26 protein-coding genes are annotated in these 23034 nt (G+C 60.6%); 14 read left to right on the top strand and 12 right to left on the bottom strand.

Annotation, left to right across the window (positions count from 1 at the left end):
• Nucleotides 1–45: 45 nt before the first annotated feature.
• The gene (locus tag EKM88_RS05380; RefSeq protein WP_125703941.1) at nucleotides 46–750 is read right to left on the bottom strand and encodes an amino acid ABC transporter permease; all 705 of its coding nucleotides are present in this window, start codon (nucleotides 748–750) and stop codon (nucleotides 46–48) included.
• A 189-nt stretch (nucleotides 751–939) separates the two neighbouring features.
• Nucleotides 940–1728 carry a transporter substrate-binding domain-containing protein gene (locus EKM88_RS05375; RefSeq protein ID WP_125703939.1) on the bottom strand — a complete coding sequence of 263 codons (789 nt, stop codon included), beginning with the start codon at nucleotides 1726–1728 and terminating at the stop codon, nucleotides 940–942.
• 156 nt (nucleotides 1729–1884) lie between these two features.
• Here EKM88_RS05375 and EKM88_RS05370 point away from each other — a divergent pair, with 156 nt between their 5' ends.
• Both EKM88_RS05370 and EKM88_RS05365 read left to right on the top strand, forming a co-directional pair.
• Nucleotides 1885–2232, top strand: a complete 348-nt coding sequence (locus tag EKM88_RS05370) for a hypothetical protein (RefSeq protein ID WP_125703937.1) — start codon at nucleotides 1885–1887, stop codon at nucleotides 2230–2232.
• Nucleotides 2233–2384: 152 nt separating this feature from the next.
• Nucleotides 2385–2834 carry a universal stress protein gene (locus tag EKM88_RS05365; protein ID WP_125703936.1) on the top strand — a complete coding sequence of 150 codons (450 nt, stop codon included), beginning with the start codon at nucleotides 2385–2387 and terminating at the stop codon, nucleotides 2832–2834.
• Between the two features lie 53 nt (nucleotides 2835–2887).
• Here EKM88_RS05365 and EKM88_RS05360 read toward each other — a convergent pair whose 3' ends face one another.
• On the bottom strand, nucleotides 2888–5224 hold the full coding sequence (locus EKM88_RS05360; RefSeq protein WP_125703934.1) for an HAD-IC family P-type ATPase: 2337 nt from the start codon (nucleotides 5222–5224) through the stop codon (nucleotides 2888–2890).
• 176 nt (nucleotides 5225–5400) lie between these two features.
• Here EKM88_RS05360 and EKM88_RS05355 point away from each other — a divergent pair, with 176 nt between their 5' ends.
• The 4 genes from EKM88_RS05355 to EKM88_RS05340 all read left to right on the top strand — a co-directional run bounded on the left by EKM88_RS05355 (nucleotide 5401) and on the right by EKM88_RS05340 (nucleotide 8354).
• Nucleotides 5401–5736: a hypothetical protein gene (locus EKM88_RS05355; RefSeq protein ID WP_125703932.1), complete on the top strand. Its 336-nt coding sequence runs from the start codon at nucleotides 5401–5403 to the stop codon at nucleotides 5734–5736.
• Between the two features lie 188 nt (nucleotides 5737–5924).
• The gene (locus tag EKM88_RS05350) at nucleotides 5925–6443 is read left to right on the top strand and encodes a GNAT family N-acetyltransferase (RefSeq protein WP_125703930.1); all 519 of its coding nucleotides are present in this window, start codon (nucleotides 5925–5927) and stop codon (nucleotides 6441–6443) included.
• A gap of 16 nt (nucleotides 6444–6459) precedes the next feature.
• Nucleotides 6460–7614, top strand: a complete 1155-nt coding sequence (locus EKM88_RS05345) for a cation:proton antiporter (protein WP_125703928.1) — start codon at nucleotides 6460–6462, stop codon at nucleotides 7612–7614.
• A gap of 83 nt (nucleotides 7615–7697) precedes the next feature.
• Nucleotides 7698–8354 carry an HAD hydrolase-like protein gene (locus EKM88_RS05340; RefSeq protein ID WP_125703926.1) on the top strand — a complete coding sequence of 219 codons (657 nt, stop codon included), beginning with the start codon at nucleotides 7698–7700 and terminating at the stop codon, nucleotides 8352–8354.
• A gap of 159 nt (nucleotides 8355–8513) precedes the next feature.
• Here EKM88_RS05340 and EKM88_RS05335 read toward each other — a convergent pair whose 3' ends face one another.
• Complete coding sequence (locus EKM88_RS05335) at nucleotides 8514–8948, bottom strand: MarR family winged helix-turn-helix transcriptional regulator (RefSeq protein WP_125703924.1); 435 nt, start codon at nucleotides 8946–8948, stop codon at nucleotides 8514–8516.
• A gap of 152 nt (nucleotides 8949–9100) precedes the next feature.
• Here EKM88_RS05335 and EKM88_RS05330 point away from each other — a divergent pair, with 152 nt between their 5' ends.
• The 4 genes from EKM88_RS05330 (at nucleotide 9101) to EKM88_RS05315 (ending at nucleotide 12718) form a co-directional block, all read left to right on the top strand.
• Nucleotides 9101–10030: an alpha/beta hydrolase gene (locus tag EKM88_RS05330; protein WP_125703922.1), complete on the top strand. Its 930-nt coding sequence runs from the start codon at nucleotides 9101–9103 to the stop codon at nucleotides 10028–10030.
• Between the two features lie 66 nt (nucleotides 10031–10096).
• A complete protein-coding gene (locus EKM88_RS05325; protein WP_125703920.1) occupies nucleotides 10097–11014 on the top strand; it encodes a hypothetical protein in 918 nt (305 codons plus the stop codon).
• 4 nt (nucleotides 11015–11018) lie between these two features.
• The gene (locus tag EKM88_RS05320; protein ID WP_125703918.1) at nucleotides 11019–12284 is read left to right on the top strand and encodes a hypothetical protein; all 1266 of its coding nucleotides are present in this window, start codon (nucleotides 11019–11021) and stop codon (nucleotides 12282–12284) included.
• A 68-nt stretch (nucleotides 12285–12352) separates the two neighbouring features.
• Complete coding sequence (locus EKM88_RS05315; RefSeq protein ID WP_125703916.1) at nucleotides 12353–12718, top strand: hypothetical protein; 366 nt, start codon at nucleotides 12353–12355, stop codon at nucleotides 12716–12718.
• An 82-nt stretch (nucleotides 12719–12800) separates the two neighbouring features.
• On the opposite strand, the gene EKM88_RS05310 is transcribed toward EKM88_RS05315, so the two are convergent.
• The 4 genes from EKM88_RS05310 to EKM88_RS05295 all read right to left on the bottom strand — a co-directional run bounded on the left by EKM88_RS05310 (nucleotide 12801) and on the right by EKM88_RS05295 (nucleotide 14520).
• Nucleotides 12801–13247, bottom strand: coding sequence for a hypothetical protein (locus EKM88_RS05310; protein ID WP_125703914.1), 447 nt, complete (start codon nucleotides 13245–13247; stop codon nucleotides 12801–12803).
• An 11-nt stretch (nucleotides 13248–13258) separates the two neighbouring features.
• On the bottom strand, nucleotides 13259–13948 hold the full coding sequence (locus EKM88_RS05305; RefSeq protein ID WP_125703912.1) for a hypothetical protein: 690 nt from the start codon (nucleotides 13946–13948) through the stop codon (nucleotides 13259–13261).
• Between the two features lie 2 nt (nucleotides 13949–13950).
• On the bottom strand, nucleotides 13951–14145 hold the full coding sequence (locus EKM88_RS05300) for a helix-turn-helix transcriptional regulator (protein ID WP_125703910.1): 195 nt from the start codon (nucleotides 14143–14145) through the stop codon (nucleotides 13951–13953).
• An 81-nt stretch (nucleotides 14146–14226) separates the two neighbouring features.
• Nucleotides 14227–14520 (bottom strand): MazG nucleotide pyrophosphohydrolase domain-containing protein, encoded by a 294-nt coding sequence (locus EKM88_RS05295; RefSeq protein WP_125703908.1) that lies wholly within the window; start codon nucleotides 14518–14520, stop codon nucleotides 14227–14229.
• A gap of 490 nt (nucleotides 14521–15010) precedes the next feature.
• On the opposite strand from EKM88_RS05295, the gene EKM88_RS05290 reads away from it, so the two are divergent.
• Nucleotides 15011–16132: a 5-methyltetrahydropteroyltriglutamate--homocysteine S-methyltransferase gene (locus tag EKM88_RS05290; RefSeq protein WP_125703906.1), complete on the top strand. Its 1122-nt coding sequence runs from the start codon at nucleotides 15011–15013 to the stop codon at nucleotides 16130–16132.
• A 43-nt stretch (nucleotides 16133–16175) separates the two neighbouring features.
• The gene (locus tag EKM88_RS05285; protein WP_125703903.1) at nucleotides 16176–16652 is read left to right on the top strand and encodes an S-ribosylhomocysteine lyase; all 477 of its coding nucleotides are present in this window, start codon (nucleotides 16176–16178) and stop codon (nucleotides 16650–16652) included.
• Nucleotides 16653–16715: 63 nt separating this feature from the next.
• Here the strand turns inward: EKM88_RS05285 and EKM88_RS05280 are convergent, their stop codons facing one another.
• The 4 genes from EKM88_RS05280 to EKM88_RS05265 all read right to left on the bottom strand — a co-directional run bounded on the left by EKM88_RS05280 (nucleotide 16716) and on the right by EKM88_RS05265 (nucleotide 20356).
• A complete protein-coding gene (locus EKM88_RS05280) occupies nucleotides 16716–17093 on the bottom strand; it encodes a hypothetical protein (protein WP_125703901.1) in 378 nt (125 codons plus the stop codon).
• A 178-nt stretch (nucleotides 17094–17271) separates the two neighbouring features.
• On the bottom strand, nucleotides 17272–17679 hold the full coding sequence (locus EKM88_RS05275) for a hypothetical protein (RefSeq protein WP_125703899.1): 408 nt from the start codon (nucleotides 17677–17679) through the stop codon (nucleotides 17272–17274).
• Between the two features lie 45 nt (nucleotides 17680–17724).
• Nucleotides 17725–18531 (bottom strand): HAD family hydrolase, encoded by an 807-nt coding sequence (locus tag EKM88_RS05270; RefSeq protein ID WP_164512010.1) that lies wholly within the window; start codon nucleotides 18529–18531, stop codon nucleotides 17725–17727.
• Nucleotides 18532–18952: 421 nt separating this feature from the next.
• Complete coding sequence (locus EKM88_RS05265; RefSeq protein WP_125703895.1) at nucleotides 18953–20356, bottom strand: DHA2 family efflux MFS transporter permease subunit; 1404 nt, start codon at nucleotides 20354–20356, stop codon at nucleotides 18953–18955.
• Between the two features lie 384 nt (nucleotides 20357–20740).
• Here EKM88_RS05265 and EKM88_RS05260 point away from each other — a divergent pair, with 384 nt between their 5' ends.
• Nucleotides 20741–21919, top strand: coding sequence for a hypothetical protein (locus EKM88_RS05260; protein ID WP_125703893.1), 1179 nt, complete (start codon nucleotides 20741–20743; stop codon nucleotides 21917–21919).
• Entirely contained in the window at nucleotides 21916–23031 is a 1116-nt protein-coding gene (locus EKM88_RS05255) for a hypothetical protein (protein ID WP_125703891.1), read from the top strand. The genes EKM88_RS05260 and EKM88_RS05255 overlap by 4 nt, the downstream gene beginning before the upstream one ends.
• The last annotated feature ends 3 nt before the right edge of the window (nucleotides 23032–23034 follow it).

The raw sequence follows: 23034 nt of genomic DNA, 5'->3' as shown, positions 1-23034 counted from the left end.
CCATAGAAAAAAGCGTCGTCCGAAAAATTGGACGACGCTTTTAGATTAAGCACCAGTAGGGCTCAGGTAACGGCTGGTCCGTTTCTCCAACCACGCTTGCACCCCGGTCAGCACCGTGGTCAAAAGCAGGTACAGCACGGCAACCAGCGTGTAAGACACGAGCGGGTTGTAGTACAGCGCGGCGAACTGTTGGCTCACCTGGAACATCTCGATGATGGTGATCCCGCTGGCCAGGCTGGTGTCTTTGATCAGGCTGATGAAGCTGTTGGACAGCGGTGGCAGCGCGATGCGCACGGCCTGAGGCAAGACGACCAGGCGCAGCACGAGTGACTTTTTCATCCCCAGTGCCTTAGCGGCCTCCCATTGGGTGGTGGGCACGGAGAGAATGGCGGCGCGAATGGTTTCACTGGCGTAGGCCCCGGTGTTGAGCGCGAAGGTCATGATCCCGGCAGTCCACGCGTTGAGTTCAAGCAGCGCGTGACCGTTGACCTTGAGGTACGGCAGGCCGAAGAACACGAGAAAGAGCTGCACGAGCAACGGCGTGCCCCGGAAGATCCACACGTAAAACCAGCTGAGGCCTTTGAGGGCCCGCATGCCGGGTTTGCGTGAGGGCGAGATGCGCACCAACGCGACCGCGAGCGCGAGGATGAGCCCCAGCACAAAGGAGATCAGCGTGATGGGGATGGTGTATTTGAGCATCGCAACGAGCAAGTCGGGCAGCGATTTGGTGACGATCTGCCAGGTGGACATGAAAATCTCCTTTCAAAGACCAGGACAAAGACCAGAGCGAAGTGGCGCGGGCTTAGCGGGACGGGTAGCCTAGCGCAAGTGCTTGGGCCCGAACTTAGGCCCGAGTGCTTGTGCGTAGCTAGCCGCTCCCGCGTGGCGTCACATAGCTCGACGAACCAGAGCGAAGTGGCGCGGGCTTAGCGGGCCAGCCTACTTGGTGATGTCGCCGCCGAAGTACTGCTTGGACAGCTTAGCGAGCTCACCGTTTGCCTTGAGCTTGTCGATAGCAGCGGTGACTTTCTTTTGCAGTGGGGCTTCATCCTTGCGCAGGAGCCCACGCGCCGGATTGGCCGTGATGGCGTTCCCGACTTCGATCAGGCGAATGTCGGCGTCTGGCTTTTGCTTCAGGTACGCGTAGAACGAGGCGGCCTCGTTGACGGTACCGTCAGCACGACCCTGCTCGATCAGGGCAACCGACTGGGCGAAGCCGTCAACCGGCACGATGGTGGCGCCGAGTTTCTTGACGTTTTGCGCGTTGTTGGAGGTCACACTCTGGGCCATCTGCTTGCCCTTGATGTCTTGAATGGATTGGATCGTCGTGTTGTCCTTCTTGACGGCCAGCTGCGACTTACCCGAGGTATAGGCGCTGGTGAAGCGGTACTTGGCCGCGCGCTCAGGAGTTTTGGCGACATTGTTCAAGATGAGATCATACTTGTTGACGTCAAGCCCGGCGATGAGGGAGTCCCACTTGGTCTCAACGAACTTGGGGGTGAGGTCGAGCTCGGCGGCGATCTTCTTGCCGAGGGCGACTTCAAAGCCGGTCAGCTTGCCGTCCTCGTGGTAGCTGTATGGCTGGTAGGTGCCTTCCAGGCCGATCGTTAAGGTTTTGGGGGTGACGAGTTTCACCGCAGTCGAATCCGTGGTGGACTTGTCACTGCCGCAGGCACTCAAGGCCCCGAGCAGTGCAACACTGGCCAATGCAAGCAACCATTTCTTCATCATATTACCTCCTAATATCTGAAAACTAGCAAACTTAATTATACACGACTTACTTTTTGTGTGCGAGGATTCTAATGAGTTTTTTACCCACGGGCAGTTTTTTCTTTCCATCTTCGCACAATCACGGTAAGCTTATACCGAATAAGGAGGCACGTTATGGAAATCGACAACAACCACTTAGTGACGCGCTACTATGACCTCCAGGCCAAGAACGGAAAGGTGTTCAAGGCGGTCGAAGCGTATGTGAACGGCCAAGTTGAGGCCGTGTTTGACCAACTGAAGACGCACTTCGTTGATACGGTCACGATCGACCTCGAAGAGGCGATGCAAGTGGCGAAGGACGCTGGCTTTAATATCGATCCTGCTGAGCTTGAGATCGCGGTGACCAACTTCATCCTCAAGGACCTCGACTCTATCGGGCTGTGGATCCTGCCATCGCAGCAAAGCGATCCGAACACGATCGTGGCCCGGTTGAATTTCTTCAACCACTCGCGGTATTACTAAAATCGCGCGCAGTCTGACTCAGTACAAAACGGCCGTCCGCCAATGAGGGGGCGGCCGTTTGCGTGACCGGTCTCGCTTTCGTGGCGCGCCCTCAATGTGTTACAACTAAAGTAGGTGGGCGACAATGGGCGCCCCGGAAAGGACGTGACAGCATGAACGAACGGATTTTGGTGGCATTAGACGGGTCGCAGGCGGCGGACACGGCGCTGGCCAAGGCGGTGGCGATCGCGCAGGACCGTGGCGTTGGCATCGATTTGCTGCACGTGATCGACACTCGGCAGTACCACATTGGGTTCAACCAAACCGTGGGGGTGGATGGCACGGTGCTTTACAATGCGGAGCAATCCGCGGAGGCAGAGTTGCGAGACATCGCCAAGCCGCTGTTGGCGCAAGGCATCGATGTCGCGATCCACCTGCGCTTCGGCAGCCCGCGCAGCGTGATCGCACGTGATGCGCCGCGGGACTACAAGACGGCCCTGATTATTTTGGGGCGCAGTAGCAAGAAACTGGTGTCGCGGATGTTTATCGGCTCCGTGGCCAGCTTTGTGGTGGAAAACGCTCCGTGTGACGTCCTAATTGTCGCCAACCCGGCGGCTGAGTAGTCTGAGGCATTGAAAAAAGCCGCGCGTCCTCAAGTGAGGGCACGCGGTTTTTGTCAGCGCCAATTGATCTTAGACAGGAAACGGCGGCCGAGAAACTCCTGCAGGAAGTAGTACACCGGCACGGTTGAGGCGAGTGCGGGTAGGTACACCAGCATCAGGTCCATGCGCCAGAGGTTGGCGAGTGAGAACAGCCCGTTGACCACGAAGAAGGTGACGAAAAAGGCAAGCGCGACTGCGATCAGCATGCCCAGCTTGTACCGGTTGAACGGGCGGGATACGAGGATCAACACGTGCGCCTCGATGACGCCGATCATGAAGACCACCAGCGTGGAGGTGGTGGTGAACGACCAGCCGAAGAAGGCCTCAAACCAAGTCATGACTAAGGTGTATCCGATGATGGCGAGCGCCGCCGGGGCCGCGATGGTCATGACTTTTTGCATGAACTGGCCGGTGACGCGGTCAAAGTTGGGTTCCAGGGTCAAAAAGAACGATGGGATCGCGACGGTGATCGCGGTGACCGGGGTGAGGTTGATCGGGGTGATCGGGTAGTCCAGCGGCAAAAAGACAAAGATCGCGGTCAGGATGACGGAGAAAATCGTTTTGACCAGGTACATCGAGGCGACTCGCTCGATGTTGTTGATGACACGGCGGCCTTCGTTCAAGACCCCGGTCATCGCGTCAAAGTTCGAGTCGAGAAGCACGAAGTCGGCGATCGACTTGGCGGCCTCGGCGCCGCTGGCCATGGCGATGCCGCAGTCGCTTTGGCGCAGGGCCAAGACATCGTTGACGCCATCGCCGGTCATGGCCACGGTGTGCCCGTCATCTTGCAGCGCCGCGATCAGCCGCTGCTTTTGCGTGGGGGTCACGCGTCCGAAGACGGTGTAGTCTCGCACCAGTGGGTGGTAGTCCGCGGTGTCCGCCACGGTGCTCATGTCCAAGGCGGCGGCCGCGCCCGGGAGCTGGGCCTGCTTGGCCACATTGGCCACCGTGATCGGGTTATCCCCTGAGATCACCTTGAGGGCTACGCCTTGGCTGGCAAAAAAGCGGAAGGTGGCTGGCGCGGTGTCGCGCACGGTGTCGGCGATGGTGAGCCAGCCGAGCAGGTCCAGACCGGTGAGGGGTGGGGTCAGGGCTGCTTCGGTGCGGGCCACCGCGATCACGCGGGCGCCTTGTTCAGTGGCGTGGGCGATGGCCGGCGCAGCGGTGGCCGGGATACCGGTCGGAAAGAGGAACTCCGGCGCCCCTATCACGAGACTGGCTTCGGGGAACGTCGCCCCGGACCACTTGCGGGCGGAGCTGAACGGTACGGTGGCGGTCGCGGTGGCCGTAGGGGCCGGATACGCCGCCTTGATCGCCAGCGCGGTTTCGTTGTCATCGTTCAAGGCGTAGGTGACGGCGGCGGCCGCGGTCGTCAGTTCGGCCGCGGTGTGGCCCGCGGTCGGATGAGCCCCCGTGACGTGCAAGGCGCCGCTGGTGATGGTGCCGGTTTTGTCCAGGCAGATCACATCAACGCGGGCCAGGGCTTCGATGGCGGGTAAGGCGCGCACCAACACACGCTTGACGGCCAGGTTGCGGGCGGAGACCGCCAGGGCGACGTTCGTCAGCAGCACCAGCCCCTCGGGGATCATGCCGATCATGGCAGCGCTGGTGGACAGAATGGCCCGGTTGTAGTTGCCGCGGCGAATCATGGAAACGGTGAACAGCGCCACGCCCAAGGGGATCAGGGTGTAGGTCAGCACGCGGATGATCCGGTTGATGGTGGCCAGCAGCTGACTTTGACTTTTCTTCTCGGCCTTGGCCTCAAGTGCCAGCTTGGCGGCAAAGGTTTCCGCCCCCACGGCCGTGATCTGCATGGTGGCCTGGCCGGCCACGATGAAGCTGCCGGACAACAAGGGGTCACCGACCTGCTTACTGATCGCGTGGGATTCCCCGGTCAGGGGGCTTTCGTCTGCCTCCAGTCCGGTGGTCGCCGTCACCTGCCCGTCAACGGGCACCTGCGCGCCGCGCCGGAGCTGAAGGAGGTCGCCGAGCACGAGGGCCGCTTGGGGGATGGCCTGCCACTGCCCATCACGCAGCACGGTGGCGGGGGTTTCCGCCAAAATGCTCATAGCGTCGATGCGGCGTTTGCTACGGATCTCCTGGATCGTGCCGATCGCGGTGTTCACGATGGCCACCCCGAGAAACAGCAGGTTCTTGTAGCTGCCGGTGGTGATGATCAAGGCGCCCAGCGCCAGGTTGACGAAGTTGAACAGCGTCAGCGTGTTTTGGCGGATGATCTGGCCGACGCTGCGAGTCAGCGGCTTCAGCGGTTGATTGTGTGCGCCGGCCTTGGTTTGCGCGGCGACTTGGGCGCGCGTCAGGCCGGTGGTGGCATTCGTCTGCGTGGTCAATGGGCCACCTCCTTTTCTACTACTTCCCTACTACTTCCATTGTAATCAAATTCGGCCTGGGGGCGGGCGGAGAACCCCTGAATTAAGCCAAACTTTACGGGCCGGCAAATTAGAAACCGGTTGCACGATAAAAAACGCTGGAAGCTGGTAGAATAGAGGGAGGAGGTGGTTTGCCCATGTTTAAAGACACGAAGGCGCTGGTCAAACAGCTCGCCGACACGGCACAGGAGCCGTTGCACACGTTTGATGAAGTGATCAAAGCTAAACCAGAGGTGCTGGTGGCTTTGGCCGCACTGCATGTGATCCCGATTGCCCTGGCAATCGTGGGGACCACGGAGATCATCACCACCCATCAGCAGTTGAAGATGGAAAAGGAGCGCACGAAGCAGGTGAAGTTGCGCGCCAACCTTGGGTGTGGCCATCATCGCCACCACCCGCACCACGGGCCAGACGGGCACCGCCCTCATGGGCCCCGGGCGCCGCGCTTATTAGCGGAAGCCGCGGAAGTTTAAGTCGATCAGATTCAGGGGATGTGGCCAGGCCGCATCCTCTTTTTGGTGGGGCCGTCGCGCCGGACGGTCGCGTCTTTGCGCCCTTGGCCAGGATTCGGTATGATAAGGGGACGTCGCCGCACGATTCTCATTGATTTTTAATTGTAACTGCGGCACAATGGGCTTTAAATCTTCTTGGAGGTGGCACAATGCCAGCAATCTATACCCGTCCCGGCACGCAAGCCGATGTGGCGGCAATCATGGGCATCATCGCGGACGCCCGAGCGTTCTTGAAGGCGCAGGGGATCAATCAGTGGCAGGGCACGTACCCAGATGTGGCGGCGGTGCAGGCCGACATTGCGGCGGGGACGAACCGGCTACTGCTGGTCGATGGTGTGGTTGCCGGAACGGCCAGTTTGCTGACAGGTCCCGATCCGTTTTACGCGCGCATCGACGGCGCCGGCTGGTGGCCGAGCGTGGGCTACATGATGATCCACCGCTTCGCCGTGTCGGCTACGATCCGGGGCCAGCACCTCAGCCGCTTTTTCATGAGCAACTTGTTGTCTGAGGCGCACGCGCGCGGGGCCCGGGACGTACGCATCGACACGCATGCGCAAAACAAGATCATGCAGGCGGTCATTACGGGCGACGGCTTCACGTACCGGGGGATCGTGTACCTGGATGAGCCGGTGCCGGAGCGCAATGCGTATCAACTGTTGATGGACTGAGAAAAGGGGGACCGGCATGGCTTACTTGGGGACACTGGCACTGATTCTCTTGACTACGATGCTGTTGAGCCACTTCAGCCTGCAGCTGGGCATTCCTGCCGTGATCGGGCAACTGCTGGCTGGCATTCTGCTGGGCCCGGCCCTTTTGGGGTGGGTGCACCCGACGAACATGGTGGCGGAGTTTGCCGAAATCGGGGTCATCATTCTGATGTTCATCGCCGGGCTTGAGTCCGACATGACGATGCTCAAACGCTACTTTCGCCCGGGCGTGCTAGTGGCGGTGATCGGCGTGATCGTGCCGGTCACCCTGATTTTTGCCTTCAGTGAACTGTGGGGCTTCTCGTTTGTTGCGGCCACATTTTTGGGCATCACCTTTGCCGCCACCTCGGTGTCCATCTCGGTGGAGGTGCTCAAGGAGCTCAAGGCGCTGGATTCCAAGGGCGGCGCCACGATCCTTGGCGCGGCGGTGGTCGATGACATCCTGACCGTCATCATTTTGAGTGTGGCGGTAGGGGTGTTTGGCACCGGCGAAAGCGTGACGAATGCACCGCTGTGGCTGACGCTGGTCGAGCAGGTGGCGTACTTTGGCGTCATCTACCTGGTGGTGCGCTGGCTCGCCCCGTACCTGATGCACCTGGCCGAGCGGTTGTTTCCAGATGCGGCGGTGACCATCATGTCGCTGTTGCTGTGCCTAGGGATGGCGTACCTTGCGGATGTGTTCGGCATGTCCGCGGTCATCGGCGCCTTCTTTGCCGGCGTGGCCGTGGCCCAAACGCCTTACCGCCACGAGGTGGATCGGGCGGTCGGGGCCATCGGCTACGCGGTGTTCATTCCCGTGTTCTTCGTGTCCATCGGGCTGAACATGCGCTTTGACGGCCTGTGGCGGGACCTCTGGTTCATCGTCATTCTAACGGTGCTGGCGCTTTTGACCAAGTGGTTGGGGTGTGGCGCCGGGGCGCTGATGGCGGGGATGAACCGGCAGGAAGCCAATATCGTTGGTGCAGGCATGGTGTCGCGCGGGGAGATGGCGCTGATCGTGGCGCAGATCGGCTTTGACGCCCAGCTGCTGCACCGCGATTTTTACTCCAGTGTGATCCTGGTGATCATTTTGACCACGCTGATCGCCCCGTTCATGATCAAAGGCGCGTTGCAACGCCAGAACGCGGCGTAAGCGGGGGTGGTCGGCGAGCCACAACACCGGTATAATAAAGGACTGTTGACTGCCGCAGACACCGCTCACAAGGAGTAGACACCGTGAAACACTTGTTTTTTGACTTTGATGGCACCATCGCCGACTCGGAAGAAGGTATCCTGAACGGGATCCGTTACATGCTCAAGGCCATGGACCTGCCGACCCTGGACGACGACACCTACCGCAAGTTCATCGGGCCGTCCCTGACGTCCAGCCTGCACCAGTACTACCCAACGCTGAGTGCGGCGGACGTCAAAAAGACGATCGCGCACTACCAGGAATTTTATTCCGCGGAGGGCATCTACCAGCTGACCCTGTATCCCGGAGTCTTGGACGCCTTGGCCGAGCTGCAGGAAGCGGGCTATCAGCTAAACATCGCCTCGGCTAAGCCTGAGGTGATGATCGATAAGATCGCTGCCCACTTTGACTTGGGCGAGTACTTCGCCGGCATGTACGGCGCCACGCTGGATGAAAGCATTCGCAGCACGAAAACCGCGGTGCTCGCCTACGCGCTGGAAAACGCTGAGGCCACCCCGAACGCCAGCCTGATGATCGGCGACCGGGACACGGACATGGCCGGCGGGCTCGCCAACGGCACCAAGACGCTGGGCGTCTTGTACGGCTTCGGTGACGCGGATGAGCTAGCCGGGGCAGGCGCCAACGCCATCATCGAGCGCCCTGACGAACTACCAGCCGGCATTCGCCGGACGCTGGGGTGATTCCCGGTTGCGATGATCCGACACGGGCTTAGCAGAATAACGCAAATTGGCCAGGCGCTTGGGCCCATTTTGGGGGCAGTGCTTGGCTTTTGTTTGATGCTGCCGGGTTGCGCTTTAAGGGCAAAAAAAAAGCGCGGTCCCCACACCACACTTGCGCGTTTAGGAGACGAAGAGCTTGCGGCTGGCTTCTTCCAGCATCCCAAGCATCGCCTCCAGTTTTTCTTGCCCGAGCACCATGACCCAGCGATCGAGCTCGGCTTGCGCGGCGGTTCGCGCGGCTTCTTCCGCGCGGCGCCCCGCTGGTGTGAGTGCCAGCACGTGGCGCCGGTGATCGTCCGCTGCAACCTTTTGGGTCACGTAACCGAGTGACCGCAACATCCCCAGCTGACGGGCAATCGCGGGTTTAGTGACATTGCGCCGCGCGACGATCTCCGTGAGACTCGTTACGTTTTGATTGGCAATGTCGTGCAGAATCTGATACTGCTCAAATGAGAGGCGAAACTCCGCCACCGGGCGTGAGATCAGTGACTCCACATGCTTGATTGACCCAAAGTATACATCGATAAAGCCTGTCAACAGGCTTTCTTTATCCATCCTATCGCCTCCTCCAATCACTTGTGTTCAGTCTAGCAGAAACCAAAACGGGGACCAAAAGATACGCCTTGAAATGGCAAAAAAGGTTATGGCATTGACGAATTTGAGCGTTTTGGTTACCATAGGGGCTTATCAGACAAAGGAGGTCGACTATGTTCCCGCGTTGGCTCAATCGATTGGGCATCACCCTCGGCATGCTGCTGGCAGCCGTGACGCTGGGGGTGTGCCTGTATTTTTATCAGTATGCGTTCGTTCCGGCGCACAAGACATTTCTCAGCAACCACACCAGTGCGGCCGAGCGCAGTGCGCAGGTCTGGCTGAAGCAAGTACCGCAGGAAAGCTGGCATGAACAAGCCGCCGGCGCCGCGCTGCGCTTGCACGCCATCTATGTCCCGGCCGCAGCCAAGACGACTCAAACGGTGGTCGTGGCGCACGGCTACATGGGTTCCGCCAAGGCCATGGCGATGAAGATCAAGCTGTTTCACGACGCCGGTTACAATGTGCTGGCCCCCGACGACCGCGGTCACGGTCAATCGCAGGGCGATTACGTCGGCTACGGCTGGATCGACCGCCTCGATTACCTCAAGTGGCTCGACCAGCTGATTCGGCGCACCGGCCCGACCAGTCAGATCGCGCTGTACGGCGAATCGATGGGTGGGGCCACGGTCATGTACCTCAGTGGGGAAAAATTGCCCAAGCAGGTGAAGACGATCATTGAGGACTGCGGCTACACCAGCATCATGGACGAGCTGAGCTACCAAGCCAACAGTCAGTTCGGGTTGCCGCGGTTGCCACTGGTGCCGCTGGTGGCCCTGACCGCCACGGTGAAGGCCGGCTACAACGTGTTCACGGCCTCCACGATCCCAGCGTTGCGGCGCGACCGCCTGCCGATCCTCTTCATTCACGGCACCAAGGACACCTTCGTTCCGACCAGCATGGCCAAGCGCAACTACGCGGCCACGACCGCAAAGAAGGCCTTGTGGCTGGTCCCTGGCGCCGGGCACGCCGAGAGTTTAGAGAAACACCCCAAGGCGTACCGGCAACGCGTGACGGCCTGGCTGACGCAGGCCTTCGCGAATTAAACCGGTGCGGGGGCGCGGCCCCAAAACGCGCGCGGTTCAGGTATAATGAGAGCCGGAGGGATCGCGATGCATGAAGCCAAGTACACCCCCATCAGCCGCGGCTGGCTGGGGTTTTGGAGTTTGATTTACAGTATTGTCCTGATCGTAGGGGCCGTCGGGTTGGGGTTTGCGCTGACGTTTGGGCGGCCCAGTGCCGTCTACCGCGTGCTGACCGATCGCCGCTCGTTGCCTGCCATTGAGGCGAAGGTCAACAGCGCGGTGCTCGCGGTGGCGCAGGGCCAGGGGCTTGAGCTCCCCGCAGATACGCCCGTGACACCAAAGCGTGAGCTGAAGTCTGCGCTCAAAACGGGATTGGCCATCAGCGCCAACTTTAACGAGGTGCCTGCGTCATCGATGGTCGTGGCTGGGTACGTGGCACGCGGCACAACTGCGGCCACGCCTCTGGACGTTACGCTTTTGACCAACGCCATCACCGCGCGCATTGCGATGTTTGCGCAGTCCGGTGACCTCGCGTACAGCGGTGAAATGCGGACTCAAACCGAGGCGCAGGTGCAGGACATGATGCAGACCAAGATCATCAAGGAGCTGATGCTGCAAGGGTGGGGACTGGTTTATCCCATGCTCATTCTGGTGGTCCAAACCGCCGCCATTGTGGGGGGGATTCTGGCCGTCATCGCGCTGCTGATCATGCTGTACTGCAGCCATAACTGGCAGCGCTGGTTCAAAGTTGCCGGTCGCGTGACCTATGTGACCGGGTTTCTTGGCGGCTTCGGAGCCATGGTCGTTGGGACCCGCACTTTCACCGATGTGTTCGGGGGCTCGGTCGGCGGGCTCGATCCGATCGTGTTTCACCAGCTACTGAGCACATTTGCCCCGACCTGGCAGCGTCTGGCCGGGATCGTGGTCCTGATCGGTCTGAGCCTCGCGCTAGTCGGGCAGGTGATGCGGCTGATGCAACGACGCAAGGCAACGGTAAAGGAGTGAGCCGATGATCGCGAGTTTGATTCTCGGAGCGGCACTGCTCACCGGACTCGGGTGGGGGGTGCTCTGGTGGCGCGCCCAGGCGACCGTGGTGGACGCGCAGCTTGAGACCCACAAGATGATGCTGCCGGCGCAGATCCGCCACGCGCGCCGCGTGTACGTGCGCGGCTTGGTGCGCACGCATCCCGGCCTGCGCCGGCTGGATGTGCTGGTCAAAACGCTTGGCGCGCTTGGCGGGCTGGGCTTGGTTGTCAGCCTGGCAGAAACCTTGCGCAATTCCGGCGCAATGACGCTTGCACGATTTGCCCGCACCCTGGCTTTCGGCGACACCAGCAAGCTGACGGGGCCGCTGGCGCTGATCGCCGGCGGGCTCGTGCTGGTGGCGCTGGGTCTGGCGGTGGTTGAAACCGAGCAGCTGGCCGCGTTGCGCGCCGAACAGGACGCGGCGCATGCCGATAGTGTGACCGACCTGTACTGGACGCCGCCGATCGCGCGTCGCCAAGAGACGCTTGCCAAGTACGGCATGCAAGGCGCGCTGGCCGTATTCACGGCGGTGCTGGCGTTGAGCCTGATGTTCGGCTGGCTGCCGCTGGTGGGCACCGAATCGGGGGCCGTGGCCCCGCGCACAATGCGCCAGCCAGCGGCCAGCAGTGCGACGTCGAACAGTCAATCGACCGCCTCGACCAGCAGCAGTACGACGAGCAGCAGTACCGCCAGTAGTGGCGCCACGAGTGCCTCAAGTGCCTCAAGCACGGACACCCAGGCGGCGAGCGGTGACTTCGTTTATCCGATCGACGCCCTGAACGCCGCCGCGTTGGCGCCGGTCAGTGCGCTGGTGGGACTCACGCAAGCGGATCAGGCGGCCCTGTTTTTCATGACGTATTGGACGCTGAACGGGCTGACGCAAGACCAGATCGCGGCGATGGTGACGGATAAAACCGTGCACTACCAGTACCACGTGGTCGCTACGGACTTGCTGGTCTTCTCCCAAACCGTTCGCATTAAGGGGCAAGATACGAATAGCGCCCTGTTTTATGCGTGGACAAGCGGTGAGCAAAGCGCCTTTTACAACATGGCGAACCACACCGAACCGCTCACGAGCCTCAGCCAAGAATATGGCATTGCCACGGTCAACGGCCAGCATCAGCCACAGAACCCAGCCATTCGCGACAGCACGCGCAACATGCGCCAGCTCGTGACGGCGTTTGCGACTACCGTAGCCTACCAGCAGGTGCAGGCCGGGCTCAAGCAAGGGGATGCGATCCCGTATTGAGGGTTTGTGGCGGCAATGGGGGCGTTGTATCATGCGCTTAATTAAACGGGTCGAAAAGAGGACGCACAATGTTTGGTTCAAGCACTCCGGGTGAGTCTAAGGGAATGAAGGTCTTCCGCTTGATCGTTGCGGCGGTATGCGTGATCGTTTTTCTGGTTTGGTCGCTCAATCGACATCACTATACCGGGACGATTGTGGCGGTGACGCGCGTTTCTAGCGGTCGCTTCCACAGCTCGCACGAGAACCGGGTGACGGTTCAGATTGGGACTAGGAAGATCGTGTTTGAAGATACTGCCAACCTCTTGATCGGCAAACTGAACTGCCTTAACCCACACGCTGACCCGAAGACAACGTACAAAATCACGACATCAGGGTTGCCAGGTCATCTTGGGTTCTTGCGGGAGAATATCGTCAAGCTGACGAAGGTGAACTGAGGCTCTAATCGGCAAAAAACGTGCGTCCTCAACTGTGGGACGCACGTTTTTCGTTGGTATTTCCCGGGCAATATTTCTCGTCTCACACCGGTCGGTTCAAGCGGCGCTCCCGCCACCATTGGGCGAGGGCCACGAGGCCAATCGCACCCAGGCAAAGCGGCGCCACTAAGGCGGTCATGGCGGACGTCAGTTGACCGTGTATCCACAGCGGCCGGCCGTACTGCCCCTGCCACTCCCACCAGAGGCGCTGGGCGAGCACGACGAGGTTCAGAAGACCCGCCAGGCCCAGCCAGAATAGGATCGTATGTTTACGGTTGGGTTTGAGGTAGGCGGCATGCCAGATCAGATCGCAATTGACCACCGTCGCTGGCAGCAGCACCAGCATGGCCCCAAGGTCGAACTGCCGCTGGAATAAGGAATGGCCGAGCACTAAGCCGGCCCCGAACACGACGACCAGCCCACCGATCAAAAGCCCTAGGCCAAGTCGAAACGCGCGATCGCGCAGTTGACGCTGTCGTTCATCGAACATGATGAAACCTCCTAGTGAAAGAGTTGCAGGTACGCCATCAGGCTGAACCAGCCCCAGGACAAGACAAGGGGCCACCGCTTGTGGGTTTGATCCAGCTGATGAAGCATCACCAGCGGCAGGATCATCAGCACGTAGTTCTCGACCGTTGTGCGGACCGGGGTGTGCACGGTCGCCACGTTGGCTCGCACCCACAGCGTGAGCACCAGCAGCCCGCCCCAGCCCGCCAGCATCAGCCAGTGCAGGCGCGTGATGCCGAGGCGGTGCCAGTAGTGTTCGCGCGTGCACTTGATCGCGAGCGTCAGTGTGAGCGCCAGCCAGACCAAGAGCACCGCCCAGTCCAGACTGCCTTGTTGCAGTTGTCCGTGCGCCCACACGGGGTCGCTGAACCCTTGGCGCCAGTCGCTGACCATCTCGTACCCGTGGTCGATCAGCGCGAGGCCGAAGAAGCCGGCCAGCATCGGCATGGTGCGCGTCAGCTGCGGGGTCAGGTACGCGTCCACGGCGGCGAAGTAGCTGATCAGCCCACCGATCACGAGCACGAGGGGGACGCCGACCAGCAGAGCCTGGGTCGCAAACAACGGGTGAAGTATGAACAGCTCCGCGTTGCTCGCCAGCAACAGGCTGGTGGCGAGGACGCCAAATGCGACTGTGTAGCCGCGGTGTTGCAGTTGTTGTTGACGCTCATCAAAAGTTTGGCGCATCGTCAATCCTCCCAGAATAAATCGTCTAAGGTCGTCCCCAGTGCCTTACAGATGCGCAGGCAGAGTTGAATGGTGGGGTTGTAATCGCCTTTCTCGATCGCACCGATGGTCTGGCGGGTCACGCCGATCCGCTCGGCCAGCGCCTCCTGCGTGAGGTCGGCGGCGGCACGGGCGGCGCGCATCTTTGTGTTTTTCATTTGCTCACCTCGGGCCTAGTGTATGACATAGCGGACGAAATGTAAAGTATATCCGTCATTTACAAGAAAAAAAACACCTGGCTACTCCAGGTGCTTGTGTCCCGCGGCGTCGTACACGCGGTGTGCGTTCGTGTCGACCTTGGCCGTGACCGCCGCCCCGAGGTCCAAGTCCTCGATTTCGGCGATGCCCAGCGCGAAGATCACCACATCCGCGAGCTCTTCGGCGAGGTTTGCCCGGTCGTGGTGCAGGTGTGCCTTGAAGGCCTCCCCGACTTCTTGATAAAGTTCCAGCAGCTCAAAGTTTACATCGGTAGTGTTCCAGCGGTGCTTGATTTTGTTGGCGAGGATCTGTTGTTGTAAGGCGCGCGTCTCCATATGGGGCCTCCTGAATTTTAATGGTTTTATCATAACACAGACAATCTCAATTCGCGTAAATCTCGGCGGAATTCACTTGCTGGGCTGACGGTCGGTGAGTCCTTCGGCATGACGGGGTGACTGAATTAATTAAAAAATGGTGTTGACACGATGAGAGCGAGCGGCTATGATTGCTAGCATACACAGATAAACGTGCTTCGCGGAGAAGAGTAGCTGGCGCGCGCTGGTCAAGAGAACCCGGATGGTGAGAAAGGGACGGCGCAACCTAGTGAAGATGAGCTCCAATCAGCAGCCTGAGGGTTCACGCCATCAGGCCGGGTGCAACCGTTACATTGCCAGGTATCAACAGGTACCGATGAGGTGGGCTTGGCCCACGAACACAGGGTGGTAACGCGAGCAGATCGTCCCTCGACTGATAGTCAGTCGGGGGCGATTTTTTTTGGCCGCAAGCCGATTCGAAGCACGGCCCACACACAAGGAGGAAAAAAGCATGACCAACACAACACACGCACCATTTCACGCCGATTTAGTGGGGAGCTTGCTACGCCCCGCCACCTTGAAGCAGGCGAACGCGGACTTGGCCGCCGGGCGGATCGACGCCGCGGCCGCGCTGGCGGTTCAGCATTCGGAGATCAAGCGCGTCGTTGATTCGCAGGTCGCGCTGGGCTTCAAGGCCGTGACGGACGGGGAGTTCTCTCGCCAGTACTGGCACCTTGATTTTCTCTGGGGGCTGACCGGGGTCGACCCCGTGCTTCACGCGACGTACGACAAGAACTTTGAAGGCGACATTGCGCCGGTGGATAACGCGCAGCTGACCGGGCCGGTGGGCTACAACCCCGACCACCCGTTCTTTGCCGCTTTCAGCTATCTCAACAGCATCGTGCCGGATGGCGTGCTGGCCAAGCAGACGATCCCAACGCCAAGCTTGCTGCTGCGTGACCATCGCAGCGACAACTGGGCCGATTTTTACCCGACGCCTGAGGCCTTCGAAGATGCCATCATTGCCGCGTACGTGCAAACGATCCAGCACTTCTATGATCTGGGTTGCCGCTACCTGCAGATCGACGACACGAACTGGGCTTATCTGATCCACAATCTGCGCCAGACGGAAAATGACCCGGCGGCCGCTCAGCCGTTCGTCACACTGGCTGAGCGCGCCCACCGCCTGCTGGCCGGCATCTTGGCGCAAGTACCTGCGGACTTGACCGTGACCTCGCACATCTGCCGTGGCAACTTCCAGTCCACCTACCTGTTCACCGGCGGATATGAGTACGTGGCCGAGTACCTGAAGGACCTGCCGTATGATGGGCTGTTCCTCGAATACGACAACCCGCGCTCCGGCAGTTTTGCCCCGCTCAAAACCATCTGGAACGGGGACGCCAACAAGACGCTGGTGCTGGGCGTCATCACCTCCAAGTTCCCCGACCTTGAGGCCCCGGCGCAGATCACGCACCGGCTCGATGAGGCCCAAGTGGACATTCCGCTGGCCAACCTGGCGCTATCCACGCAGTGCGGCTTCGCCTCGACGCAGGAAGGCAACAAGCTGACCGAGGCCCAGCAGTGGGCCAAGCTGCAGCTCGTGCAATCGATCGCGCAGTCCGTCTGGGGCTAAATTCATGGTATGCTTGAGGCACGATAGTTAATAGGAGGCACTCATGGCAAAAGTAGAAAGTTTTGAACTCGATCACACCAAGGTTTTGGCCCCGTATGTGCGCTTGATCGCGGTGGAAGAAGGGCCGCACGGCGACAAGCTCTCGAACTTCGACCTGCGCCTGGTTCAGCCGAACGCGGATGCGATCCCCACCGGCGGCCTGCACACGATCGAGCACCTGCTGGCGAGCCTGTTGCGCGACCGCATGAGCGGCGTGATCGACTGCTCCCCGTTTGGTTGCCGCACCGGGTTTCACCTGATCACTTGGGGGACGCCCACGACCACCGAAGTGGCCAAGGCGCTCAAGGGTAGCCTTGAGGCGATCGCCAACGACATTACCTGGGCGGACGTACCGGGAACAACGATCGAGTCCTGCGGCAACTACAAGGACCACAGTCTCTTTTCCGCCAAGGAGTGGAGCAAGCTGATCCTCAGCCAGGGCATCGCCGTTGACCCGTTCAACCGCAGCGTGCTGGCGTAATCCACATCAAAAAGCAGCCCCACAATCGTCATTGAAAAACGATTGTGGGGCTACTTTTTTGAATTAGGCCGCGGGGCTTGTCTGGCGGTCGATAAGGGCTTGGAGCTTGGTGGTCACCGCGACCACGGCCTTGCTAGCAGGGGTGAAGCGGTAGTTGTCTGGCCGGCTGGCCTGCCAGTCGGCGACGCCGTACTGCGGCGCCAGGGCCTGCACATCGCTGGGCCCAAAGTTGAGCTGGTCGGCGAGGCCCCACATGGTGGCCAAGGCCTGCTTGCGTAGCCGAGTCAGGCGATTGAGCAGGGTCTGGCTGACGATGAGCCAAACCAGTGTCAGCCCCACGGCGACAGCCCGGAAGCCGGTTTGGGAGACAAGCAGGTACACGGCGAGGACACCGAGCGCGGTGCCCGTGAGCCACACCCAGTTGAATGTGCGGATTTTCATGGCAGTCTCCTTTTTAGTGTTAGTGTACCCGGGCCGCGCGTGGAAGGCAAGTCGGCGGCGTTTCACGCATGGCTCGGGGAAGGGGTGGGCACTTGGGCTTGATTGGCGCGATCGCCTAAGTGACTACACCAAAAAGCCGAGACCGATTCGCGCGCGAATGAGTCCCGGCTTTTGGCGATCAGTCGTCGCTTGCGACGTACTGGGTGACGCTCCAGGTCTGGCCATTGGTCGCGGTGACGCCCACGGCCTCGACCTTCTGCTGAATTTCAGCGGCGGTCAGGTTGTAGCGCGGAAAACTCGGCAGGTCCGCGTAGGTCATGTGTTGCCACCCAGAGCCTTCAGTCGTGGTGGTGTCGCTGTCCTTGGCACCTGTAGCGTAGACCTGAGCGTAGCGGACGGCTTTGCCGGTCTGGTCGTTTTTGATTTCTAAGTAGCTGATCAGCTGCTGCTTGTTGTCGCCGGACCGGGCCGCCTTGGTTTTCTTGGCGGCGGCCACCGGGGCGCTCGCGGTGGTGCTCAGCGTCTGGGTGAGCGCCGCACCGCCGAGGACGCCGAGAATAAGCAGGGTCGTGATGGTTTTTTTCATGGCCAGCGGGCCTCCTTCGGGATTATGAGATTAATTATACCGCAGCTAGCCGAAAAAGTCGGTCAAAAAGTGGGCGACGCCATCGTGGTGAATGTCCAAGGTATGGTACTTCGTGGCGGCCTTGACGGTGTCATTGGCATTGCCCATTGCCACGCCGTAGTTGACGGTGGTCAGCATCTGCAAGTCGTTGTTCCCGTCGCCAAATGCCATCGTCCGGTCCATCGGGATCCCGAGTCGCTGGCAGACGGCCTGAATGGCGGTCGCCTTGTTGACGCCGTGCTTCGTGATCTCGATGTTGTTGGCGCTGGAGCTGCTGAGGTCAAGGTCAGTGTAGGCACCAAGGGCCGCGCGAACGGCGGCCAACTCTGTGAGGTCGTCATCAAAGCAGATGCCGTTGGTGATTGCGCCGGCAAATGACCGCAGCTCGGCGGCGGACTGCACCACCACGTTGAGCTCGGGGTGATCCCCGGCGACCCGGTTGTGCCCGTCTTGATCCAGCCGCTTGTGGGACAGGCCCACGGTGACGACCCGGTCTTGCGTGAACAGGTTGGCGTGAATGCCGAAGTGCGTGGCAACGTCATAGATGCCGGTCAAGGCGGCCTCACTGAGGTGGCAGTGGGTGACCTCACCGGCCAGGTCGGTGACGGAACCGTTGGACCCGATCAGATTCAGGCCAGGCGCGATGCGGTTGGCCATTTCGCGGGCAGAAAACAGGGGCCGGCCGCTGGCGATGAAAAAGTGGTGCCCCGCTGCCCGGAAGCGGGCGATGGCGTCTTTGGTGGCCTGGGTGGGAATCTGGGAGTGGTCGACAAGCGTGCCGTCGACGTCCATGAAGATGGCATATGGTGACATGAGTAACATCCTTTACTGTATATGATGTCCTCAGTCTAAGCGTTTTGAAGCGCTAACACAACCGGCCGTCAAAAAACCGCGGCATGCGGTCACGGCTTTGGGGTGGGCAGGGGGAAGAAAGTGCCGCCAGTGGTATTGCGATCGTGCCAGATACCGAAGGCCTGTGATCAGATCGTGACGGCCGCTTGCTTTGCGCGACCGAGCGGCGAGGCGCAAGCAAAAACCCGCCAGTTAGAGGCTGGCGGGTCGGAGGTCTAATCAGGGGGACTGATCAGAAATCAGGAGAAAGAAAATGAAAAAGTGGGTTGGGGTAGAAGTGAGGGGCAAGCTCATTTCTATGTTTCCTATACTACCGAGAAGCTGTGACGTTTTTGTGACGAAAAGTTAGTGAAAGTCGGGTGATTGCGTGGTCAAATCGTGGCTAATGTCGCGTGGTCGGGCGCACTGCGAAGGAAACGGCCAGCGCGATGACGGCGATCACCAGCACGAATTGGAAACCGTAGTGGGCGCCCAAGGTGTGGCCGGCAAGCCCCGCGCGTTGCCCCAGGCCAAGCGCCAGCATGCTGGTCGCGATCGCCGTGGCACAGGCCCCAACGATCTGTTGCAGCGTGTTCAAAATGGCGCTACCGTCCGCACTCATGGCGCCGCTCAGCGCGTTGAGACCGTAAGTCTGCGCCGGTGACATCGCCAGCGGTGCCCCGATCATCAGGATGACATGCCCGGCGATCACGGTGCCGATCGCGCTGTTGGCGTTGGTGTTCAGCAGCACCACGATCCCCAGGATGGCGATGACGAAGCCGCAGCGCGTCAGCCACTTGGCGCCGTATCGGTCGTACGAACGGCCGGCGATGGCCGAGACCAGCGCATTGACCACGCCGCCAGGCAGCATCACCAGCCCGGTCATGGCAACCGGCAGCTTCATCGTGGTCTGCAGGTAGGTCGGCAGCAGGTACATTGCGGCGAGGATCAACCCGAAGTCCAGCATCACCAAAAGTGTCCCGACGGTGAACGCTCGCGTGTTGAAGGCGCGCAGGTTCAGCATCGGCTGGGGAAGGCGCAACTGCCGGCGCGCGAACAGGCCCAAGGCGACGATACCGACCAGCAACGCGAGAAGCACCGGCCACGCTAGCCACCCGCGGTCGGAAGCAAAGGACACACCGATGACCAGGCCACCGAAGCCAAGGGTGGACAGCGTAATGCTGCCCCAGTCGATAGCGGTCGCGGTTTGCGGATACACGGTTTCCAGGGCCACCGCGCACAGCGCGAAGGCGATGGCAAGGAGTGGCACGAACAGCCAGAAAATAGCGTGCCAGGAGGCCTTGGCCAAAAGCAAGCCGGTCAGGGTCGGACCGATGGCCGGGGCGAACATGATCACCAAGGCGGCCATTCCCATGACCGTGCCGAGCTTGTGCGGTGGGAAGATCTGCAACGCGACCGAGAACATCAGCGGCAGCACTAACCCGGTGCCGATGCCCTGGATCATGCGGCCGATCAGCACCCCGGCAAAGGTTCCGGCCGTGGCGGAGACGATGGCGCCGATGATGAAGGCCCCCAGCGCCACCAGCACGATTTTCTTAGTGGCGAAGCGGTGTGCGAGCAGGCTGGAAAGGGGCATGCAGATGCCGATCACCAGCATGTAGCCGGTGACGAGCCACTGGATGGTGCCTTGGCCGACGTGCAGGGCGGCCATCAAGCTGGGCAGGGCGATGTTCAGCGCGGTTTCGGAGAACATCCCGACGAAGGCCCCGATCATCAAGCCGAGCATCGCGAGGACGGGGTGCGCAAGGCGCACGCGCGCCTGCGGGAGAGATTCTGAAGCTATCATTGTAAAAATACCATCCTTATTCGATATGATGCCACGGGTTCGTCGCTCTGTGGACGCAAAAACACCCCACCGGAGCATTGGCCGGTGGGGTGTGGCACTGCGGTGGTTGGCACGACGCAGCGCGATCTAGATTAATGGAACCCGAGGAAAAACAACGAGGGTCAGTATAGCACACGATTTTCTGCAAGTGCAATTGCTTTTTGGCGTGGCGGTGGCACGCACATTAGAATTGGCTGAGCATCAGGACCTTTGAGGGGGTGCGAACGGCTTCGGGAATCGGCATTTTGGTTAAGATAAACGGTTAATAAATTAATTTTTAATCAGATGAGATTTTGATAAGATTAAATGCTAAACTATTACCAATTCGACGGGGGAGGCGACGGCATGCGGTGGGCGTATTATGTCATGCAATTGAAGTTGATCTTACATAGGAAAAAGAACCTGGCCGCGCTGGGGCTGGCCGCGATCGCGCTGGCTGCGTTTGGCTGGCACTTCAACGCGACCAGTCTGCCACCGGAGGCACTGAATCAGACGGCCCTGATCAATGAGAACGAAAACTTGAAGGATTGGCTGGCCGTCAATAATGGCTTCGCGGGGAATTCGCGCACCGGTAGACAATCCATCCAGGTCTCAGAGTTAGTGAAAGGGATCAAGGCGGGCGACCGCGACGCCATTTTGCAAGGGTATCAGGCGCTGCTGAGCCATTACATGATGGGCGGGATCGCCTATTCCTACCCACTGCCGTACTACCAGCAACCCCAAAAATACGAGTACACGGATAAGGACGCGCGCTACTACATGGGCCAGACCCAACTGCGCGTGACCTACTACCAGGCGCACCCGAAGGTCACCGTGACGCCTGCCGTCATCAATCAGCAGACGTTTTTGCAAACGCTAGAGCGGCTCTCATACGCCTGGCTGCCGCTGGGGGTCGTGCTCCTGTGCCTCGCGCTGGCCAATGATGTGCTGACGGATGATTGGCGGCATGACACCTTGAACTGGGAGCTACCGCTGACCTGGCGCACCCGGTTGCGGCTCAAAACGCTGGCAGTGCTGACGGTGGTCGGAGCTGCGGTCCTTGTCACGGTGGCGGTCATTGCGGCGCTCACGTGGCCGCGCTACGGCCTGGGGGCTGGGGCGATGGTCGTGCAGCACACCGGGCGCTTCCTGGTGACGGGGCTGATTTCGCAGGCGCAGTACTTCACCGGCTTCTTCGCGTTGCTTCTCGTCATGAGCTGGGTGGTCGTGCGGCTGATGATGGCCGTTCAGCTCCTGTTGCCCAACGAGTATGTGGCGCTGGTGGCGGGGGGCCTGTTCGTCCTGTTACCGAAGCTGTATTACTCACGGGGCATCGGGTTCGTGCACCCATGGGTGGCGTGGTTGCTGCCCTCGTACCTGCGGCTTGGCGATGTCGTGCGCGGCGATACCGGGTACCGTTATGAGGCGGCGCTGATGTATCAACCGCACAACGCATGGGGCGTTCTTCTGGTTTGGGGGCTGGCCATTGAACTGGTCATCACACTCTGGATCATGCACAAGCGGAAACGGGGGCAACTGGCATGAAAGCATTGTTTCGATTAGATTCAGGCGCCGTTTGGCGGAGTCTCAAAAATCGGTTCCTGCTGGCGCTTGTGCTGGTGTTTGGCCTGAGCTTTTGCGTGATCGCGCAGACACTTGGCCTGGGCAACCTGAAGCAGACGCTGTCGCTGAACCATCAGCGCATTCAGGTCAACGCCGCGCAAATCGAAAGCGCGGTGGTGCCTTCTAAAGGGTCCAAACGCGCAACGGCGCTTCAGATCAACCGGCAAGCGCAAGCATTCGGCCGCGCGTACGGGGGTTATGTGCTCGGCAACGAGGACGGGATGCAAACCGGCATGATCGAGTTGGCTCAGTTGCAGGTGCAAGGCGCCCAAACGGGCTACCCCGGGCTGAAGCCGAGCACGCTGCCGACAATTAGCGCGGCCACGCAAATGCGCTTGGTGACGCAGCAGATCCACGCGCGGCATCAGCGCCTCAGCCGCCGGGTGAACTCGGCGGCTACGACGCTGAATCAGTTTTGGCCGGTGCTACTGGCGGTGTTACCAGCGCTGGCCGTGGCGGTGTGCTGTGATGCGTGGCTGATGATGACCGAGCACCGGTCCGTGACTGCCGCGATTCCGGTGGGCCTGGCGGGTCAGGCGGCGACCAAGGTGGTCACGCGCCTAGGGCTGGTTGGGTTGGCTGTTGGGGGCAGCGTCGTGGCCGCTGGGCTGGGGGGCTTAACGCAAGGCCGCCTAGGGGACTTCGCGTACCCCACGGCGATCGCGCTAGGCGACCGGCTGCGCGTGATGCCGTTGTGGGGGACGCTGCTGCTCGTGCTCCTGATGACCGGGCTTGTCACCGCCTTCGTGGCGACCCTGATGCTGTGCCTGAACCTCTGGACGCAAAACGTGTACCTGAGTGCACTGATCGGCGTCGGCTTGCTCAGCTTGCCGTGGCTGCTCCCTAGTCTGTGCCAGGCGCTTTGGTTCCTGCCGCTGGCGGGCCTCGCGCCGACGCAGGTGTTCAGCGGGGCGCTTCAGGCCGAAGCGGGCAACTGGGCGTTGGGCATTGGCGGCGTCAGCGTGATTTTACTCGGGTGGACCGGCGCATTCATCGCGCTGTTTCGTTGGACGGCCGCGCGGGCGGCTGGCTGAGGA

This window comes from Lacticaseibacillus daqingensis, from assembly GCF_003946115.1.
Classification (GTDB): Bacteria; Bacillota; Bacilli; order Lactobacillales; family Lactobacillaceae; genus Lacticaseibacillus; species Lacticaseibacillus daqingensis.
This window is presented reverse-complemented; position numbering and strand designations above follow the sequence as displayed.

Bases quoted from the DNA above. Each gene is read 5' to 3' on its own strand.
- EKM88_RS05305 (WP_125703912.1), bottom strand. From the start codon at position 13,948: ATGCGCCAAACTTTTGATGAGCGTCAACAACAACTGCAACACCGCGGC.
- EKM88_RS05330 (WP_125703922.1), top strand. From the start codon at position 9,101: ATGTTCCCGCGTTGGCTCAATCGATTGGGCATCACCCTCGGCATGCTG.
- EKM88_RS05285 (WP_125703903.1), top strand. From the start codon at position 16,176: ATGGCAAAAGTAGAAAGTTTTGAACTCGATCACACCAAGGTTTTGGCC.
- EKM88_RS05315 (WP_125703916.1), top strand. From the start codon at position 12,353: ATGTTTGGTTCAAGCACTCCGGGTGAGTCTAAGGGAATGAAGGTCTTC.
- EKM88_RS05335 (WP_125703924.1), bottom strand. From the start codon at position 8,948: ATGGATAAAGAAAGCCTGTTGACAGGCTTTATCGATGTATACTTTGGG.
- EKM88_RS05350 (WP_125703930.1), top strand. From the start codon at position 5,925: ATGCCAGCAATCTATACCCGTCCCGGCACGCAAGCCGATGTGGCGGCA.
- EKM88_RS05375 (WP_125703939.1), bottom strand. From the start codon at position 1,728: ATGAAGAAATGGTTGCTTGCATTGGCCAGTGTTGCACTGCTCGGGGCC.
- EKM88_RS05275 (WP_125703899.1), bottom strand. From the start codon at position 17,679: ATGAAAAAAACCATCACGACCCTGCTTATTCTCGGCGTCCTCGGCGGT.
- EKM88_RS05325 (WP_125703920.1), top strand. From the start codon at position 10,097: ATGCATGAAGCCAAGTACACCCCCATCAGCCGCGGCTGGCTGGGGTTT.
- EKM88_RS05320 (WP_125703918.1), top strand. From the start codon at position 11,019: ATGATCGCGAGTTTGATTCTCGGAGCGGCACTGCTCACCGGACTCGGG.
- EKM88_RS05280 (WP_125703901.1), bottom strand. From the start codon at position 17,093: ATGAAAATCCGCACATTCAACTGGGTGTGGCTCACGGGCACCGCGCTC.
- EKM88_RS05380 (WP_125703941.1), bottom strand. From the start codon at position 750: ATGTCCACCTGGCAGATCGTCACCAAATCGCTGCCCGACTTGCTCGTT.
- EKM88_RS05265 (WP_125703895.1), bottom strand. From the start codon at position 20,356: ATGATAGCTTCAGAATCTCTCCCGCAGGCGCGCGTGCGCCTTGCGCAC.
- EKM88_RS05255 (WP_125703891.1), top strand. From the start codon at position 21,916: ATGAAAGCATTGTTTCGATTAGATTCAGGCGCCGTTTGGCGGAGTCTC.
- EKM88_RS05370 (WP_125703937.1), top strand. From the start codon at position 1,885: ATGGAAATCGACAACAACCACTTAGTGACGCGCTACTATGACCTCCAG.
- EKM88_RS05345 (WP_125703928.1), top strand. From the start codon at position 6,460: ATGGCTTACTTGGGGACACTGGCACTGATTCTCTTGACTACGATGCTG.
- EKM88_RS05295 (WP_125703908.1), bottom strand. From the start codon at position 14,520: ATGGAGACGCGCGCCTTACAACAACAGATCCTCGCCAACAAAATCAAG.
- EKM88_RS05290 (WP_125703906.1), top strand. From the start codon at position 15,011: ATGACCAACACAACACACGCACCATTTCACGCCGATTTAGTGGGGAGC.
- EKM88_RS05260 (WP_125703893.1), top strand. From the start codon at position 20,741: ATGCGGTGGGCGTATTATGTCATGCAATTGAAGTTGATCTTACATAGG.
- EKM88_RS05300 (WP_125703910.1), bottom strand. From the start codon at position 14,145: ATGAAAAACACAAAGATGCGCGCCGCCCGTGCCGCCGCCGACCTCACG.
- EKM88_RS05310 (WP_125703914.1), bottom strand. From the start codon at position 13,247: ATGTTCGATGAACGACAGCGTCAACTGCGCGATCGCGCGTTTCGACTT.
- EKM88_RS05270 (WP_164512010.1), bottom strand. From the start codon at position 18,531: ATGTCACCATATGCCATCTTCATGGACGTCGACGGCACGCTTGTCGAC.
- EKM88_RS05355 (WP_125703932.1), top strand. From the start codon at position 5,401: ATGTTTAAAGACACGAAGGCGCTGGTCAAACAGCTCGCCGACACGGCA.
- EKM88_RS05365 (WP_125703936.1), top strand. From the start codon at position 2,385: ATGAACGAACGGATTTTGGTGGCATTAGACGGGTCGCAGGCGGCGGAC.